The organism is Armatimonas sp. (genome assembly GCF_043760365.1).
In the GTDB taxonomy this organism is placed as follows: domain Bacteria; phylum Armatimonadota; class Armatimonadia; order Armatimonadales; family Armatimonadaceae; genus Armatimonas.
In genome coordinates this window covers 1-4,508 of record NZ_JAYUPA010000519.1, presented here as the reverse complement: position 1 = coordinate 4,508, position 4,508 = coordinate 1, and the positions used below count along the sequence as shown (strand labels likewise).

The following is a 4,508-nucleotide window of genomic DNA, read 5'->3' as shown; positions in this document are numbered from 1 at the left end:
GCTTCTCGATCTTAGCAATCAGGCGCGTCCCACTCTTCGCCTGGGCAAGGAGCCCACGGAGCGGCTCCATGTCGGCGGCGCGGCGCACGAACGAGACCCCGATGTAGTCCACGCCGGATGCAATCCCAAACGTGGCATCGGCGAGGTCTTTCTCGGTGAGGGCCGCGATCTTGAAGTCCGCCCCCGGCGCAGTCACTCCCTTGCGCGACATCAGAAGGCCACCATGCCGCACCAGGCAGAGCACGCCCTGGCCGGTCTTCTCGACAACTTCCAGCTCGATCTGGGCATCGTCCATGTAGACGACACTACCAGGGTTTAGGGCTTCCAGAAGTCCCGGCAGGGGAACGGGAATGCGTGGTGTCGCGCCCGCCTCAAACGGCTCGGTGGAGAGCAGGCAGGTAGAGCCTACTACGAGCATCACCCCCGCTGGTGGCACTTGCCCAATGCGTAGCTTGGGGCCGCAGAGGTCTTGCAGGATCGCAACCGGCTGACCACGCTCGATTTCTATAGCCCGAATGAGCCGTATCCGCTCCCCGTGCCAGTCGTGCGAGCCATGCGCGAAGTTCAGGCGAGCCACATTCATTCCCGCCTCAGCAAGCTGGCGTAGGCGCTCTAAGCTTTCACTAGCGGGGCCAATCGTGCACACAATCTTGGTTCGTCGCATAGGCTTGGTTTTTTGCATGCTGGCTCCTTATCGCTCGATGCTCGAAAATGCCGCCAGCCCTGGGTAGAGCGCCGCCGCGCCCAGCTCCTCCTCGATGAGCAGTAGCCGGTTGTACTTGGAGACTCTATCGCTACGTGCCGGTGCGCCCATCTTCACCTGGCCCGTGTTGAGCGCGACCGCAATATCGGCAATGGTCGTGTCTTCCGTCTCACCCGAGCGGTGGGAGATAATGGCCGTGTAGCCCGCCTGCCGCGCCAATTCGACCGCATCAATGGCCTCGGTGAGGGTCCCGATCTGGTTCACCTTCACCAGAATCGAGTTGCCCACACCACGGGTGATTCCCTCTTGCAGGCGCTTGACATTGGTGACAAACAGATCGTCGCCCACAAGCTGCACCCGGTTCTTGAGCTTCACGCCCAGCCGCTTCCACGAATCCCACTCATCTTCCCCGCAGCCATCCTCCAGCGAGATAATCGGGTAGCGAGCGCACCAGTCGGTCCAGTAGTCTTCCATCTCGTCGGGGGTGAGGCTCTTGTTATCCAGCGTGAGCTGGTACTTGCCGTTCTTGAAGAACACGCTTGATGCAGGGTCAAGCGCGAAGAAGACCTCCTCGCCCGGCTTGTAGCCCGCTTTCTCCACGGCCTCCAGCATGACCTTCAGGATCGCTTCATTGTTCTCCAGGCGCGGGGCAAAGCCGCCCTCATCGCCAATGGTCGTGGGCAAGCCGCGCCCGTGAAGCACTTTCTTGAGCGTGTGGTAGATCTCCGAGCCCATGCGTAGCGCCTCGGCAAACGTCGGAGCGCCCACGGGGACAATCATGAACTCCTGAAAGTCGCTGCCGCTCGGCGCGTGCATCCCCCCATTGAGAATGTTCATCATCGGAACCGGTAGGCGATGGGCGTTGGGGCCGCCCAGGTAGCGCCAGAGCGGAAGCTCCAGAGAGGCCGAGGCGGCTTTGGCAATGGCGAGCGAGACGGCAAGAAGTGTGTTCGCCCCAAGCTTTGCCTTGTTGGGCGTCCCATCCAGTGCGATCATGGTCGCATCACGAAGCCGTTGCTCTAGCGCGTCCTCACCAAGTAGTGCAGGCGCAAGTATTGTATGGATATTCTCTACCGCCTTGAGAACGCCCTTACCATGGAAGCGGGCGCTATCTCCGTCGCGCAGCTCGACCGCTTCATGTGCCCCCAGCGACGCGCCCGAGGGCACCGCTGCCCGCCCAAGCGCACCGCCGCGAAGCCGCACATCTACCTGCACGGTGGGATTGCCGCGTGAGTCTAATATCTCGCGAGCTTTAATCGTCTCTATTGTGGTTTGTGACATGATGCCGTGATTGTACCCGTGAGTAGTTCTATGTACCCATGAGGTGCTCTAGAACCACTTGATCTTCTTGAAGTAGAGCGCCAGAGTCGTTGCCATGACGGCCATCAGGCCAAGCGCCATAAAATAGCCCTTCTGCCAGTTCAGCTCAGGCATGTTCTTGAAGTTCATGCCATAGATTCCCGCGATGAGAGCTGCGCTCATCAAGATCGTGGAGATTCCGGTGAGGGTCTTCATCACCTGGTTGAGCCGGTTGCTGGTCTGGGACATCAGCACGTCCATGACCCCGCCCATGATGTCACGGTGGAGGTCCACTTGCTCGACAAGGCGCAGAGTATGGTCGTAGACATCCTGGTAGAAGACCCGCGTCTCCGGGGAGATGAGGGCCGGATTATCGGTGCGCAGAACCTGGTTGATCACGTCCCGTAGCGGGGAGACCGCCTGGCGCAGAAGCAACAAACGCTTCTTGAGCAGAACGGCGGGCTTGAAGTCGGGGACATCGTTAGATTCGTAGATCGCCATTTCGACTCGGTCTATTTCGGTGTCTAGCTCGTCCATGGCGGGGAAGTACTCGTCCACTAGGGCATCCAGCAAAAGATAGAGTAGAAAGCCCGGCTCATTGCGCAGGTGCTCCGGGTTCTGCTGCAAGCGGCGGCGCGTCTCGGCAATCGGGCCATTGACCTCGTTGTGGATCGTGACCAGGTAGTTGGGGCCAAGGAAGATATCTATCTCGTGGGTGACTGCCTCCAGATCATCGGTGGGCTTTGTTGTCCCTGCCCAGGCATGGACAGAGAGAAAGAGATAGCCCTCATAAGTGTCCACCTTGGGCCGCTGGTCCTGTTTTTGGGCGTCTTCCAGTGCGAGGGGATGGAAGTCAAACTCCTCCTCCAGAGCCTTCCAGTCGTCTTTGGTGGGGGAGCTAACATCTACCCAGAGGATCGGGCGGCTGGCTTTGGTTGTTTTAGGAGAGCTGGCCTTACTGCGTGCCGTACGCGAGCGAGTCGGAGCGGCTTGAACACCATCGGGAGTATCCCCAGGAGCGAGGAGGAACTCACTGATACGCTCGGGGGGAATGTTTCCGTGGGTTGTCTTGCCGTCGCAGAGGTCAATGCTAATCATCGTGCCCCTATTGTACTGTCAACTTCGGAAAGGATTTTCTCAGAGATACAATGTCTCTGCTCGATAAGGCACCATGGGCCTTCGGGTGTCGGTGGGCTTAACCTATGCCGGTGGGTGGGAAATCGCGCTATTCTCCACCCCAAATCACTCCCTCAGCAAACCTTGGAAACCGGAGTTTTATACGATCTGACTACCCGTGACCTGAACTGGAGTACCGTTTTAACCTTCCTTTTCCGTGACAATCGACAGGTGGGTAGGTGGGGCAGGATACGGCCACCGCTAGCGCGACGTTCGACTCATCATTGTCTCTCTGCCTATCCTTAACCATGGTTTCCTCACCGAGTCTGATGCGATTTTCGCCCCAGTCTCTCAAGCCCAGTCGTGATTATGCCGTCTTCCTCTGGCGAGGGAGAGGTACCAGCAGCATGGCCGGTATGGGGAAGCTGAAACAAAAGCTGCGGCAATGTTGCCGCCAGTGGAGGCAGTATGACAGAGGCACCCCAATTCCCCAAGGTTCAAAAATCTCCGAAGTCCCACCACAAAGGGCCGCAGAAGATATATCCCCGTGTGGTCTATGCCCGCGTCACCGAGCAGGAGTGGAGCACTATTCAACTACGCGCTGACCAGTCGGGACTCTCCATGAGTCGCTACCTCGTCGAGACCGGCCTCCGTGGAAAGCCACCCCCGACCAAGGCCGACCGTGCCCGTCTCCAGTTCCTTCTCTACCAGTTTCGCCGCGCTGCCGTCGCTATCAACCAAGTTGCAACCGACCGGCTCGTTATGGCGGTCGGAGGAAGCGAGACGCGCCAGCTTCTGCGTGAAACTGCAAGTCTTCTGGAGCAGCTCGCACAGGAACTGACCCGGCGCATCAGTACGGCGAGTTCTGAGGAGAAGATGGAGCCACCGCCTGATCCCGAGAGGGAGCCGTAGCTGTCTTCTTTCGCTTCCAAGCCGCGCCAGCGCGGGCACGGTCTGGAGAGCGGATGCGCTACATCACCCGGCCCACAGCGGTTCGTGATGGTAGGGAGGGGCTCCTCCTGGTTCGGCTCGATGTCGCCGAGGTCCAAAGTTTCTCACTGCTGCGCGCCTCGCTTATCGCGTGGGCACAGACGAGGGAGGCGATGGAGCATCTCACGCCCCGAAGAGAAGTGCAACGGGGTCGAACCCACTACCGGGCGACTCTAGGCTTTGAGCGCGACATCGCTACTGGTGACGCGCTGCGCTTGGTAGGAGAGTGGCTCGATGGGGCTCTTCCGAAGGCAGCGGCTGTGGCGGCGGTGCATCGGGATACGGCGCGGCTCCACGTGCATCTCTGGCTAGATGCCAGGCAGGTAGATGGTCGAAAGATTGACCTCTCGGCCCGCGCCTGGAGGCAGCTTGATGAGACCTGGAACCGGATTTACTGCCG

The 4,508-nt window shown here is 59.6% G+C and carries 5 protein-coding genes; 2 read left to right on the top strand and 3 right to left on the bottom strand.

The window, feature by feature from the left end; all coding sequences use genetic code 11:
* The 3 genes from ACH2EH_RS12120 to corA form a co-directional block, all read right to left on the bottom strand.
* On the bottom strand, nucleotides 1–664 hold a 664-nt coding region (locus ACH2EH_RS12120), incomplete at its 3' end, for a pyruvate kinase (RefSeq protein WP_395142001.1).
* 27 nt (nucleotides 665–691) lie between these two features.
* Complete coding sequence (gene eno, locus ACH2EH_RS12115) at nucleotides 692–1,984, bottom strand: phosphopyruvate hydratase (RefSeq protein ID WP_395141999.1); 1,293 nt, start codon at nucleotides 1,982–1,984, stop codon at nucleotides 692–694.
* 48 nt (nucleotides 1,985–2,032) lie between these two features.
* Nucleotides 2,033–3,100, bottom strand: coding sequence for a magnesium/cobalt transporter CorA (gene corA / locus ACH2EH_RS12110; protein WP_395141997.1), 1,068 nt, complete (start codon nucleotides 3,098–3,100; stop codon nucleotides 2,033–2,035).
* 486 nt (nucleotides 3,101–3,586) lie between these two features.
* Here corA and ACH2EH_RS12105 point away from each other — a divergent pair, with 486 nt between their 5' ends.
* Nucleotides 3,587–4,030, top strand: coding sequence for a plasmid mobilization protein (locus ACH2EH_RS12105; protein WP_395141995.1), 444 nt, complete (start codon nucleotides 3,587–3,589; stop codon nucleotides 4,028–4,030).
* A 53-nt stretch (nucleotides 4,031–4,083) separates the two neighbouring features.
* A partial coding sequence (locus ACH2EH_RS12100) for a relaxase/mobilization nuclease domain-containing protein (protein ID WP_395141993.1) occupies nucleotides 4,084–4,508 on the top strand: 425 nt, incomplete at its 3' end.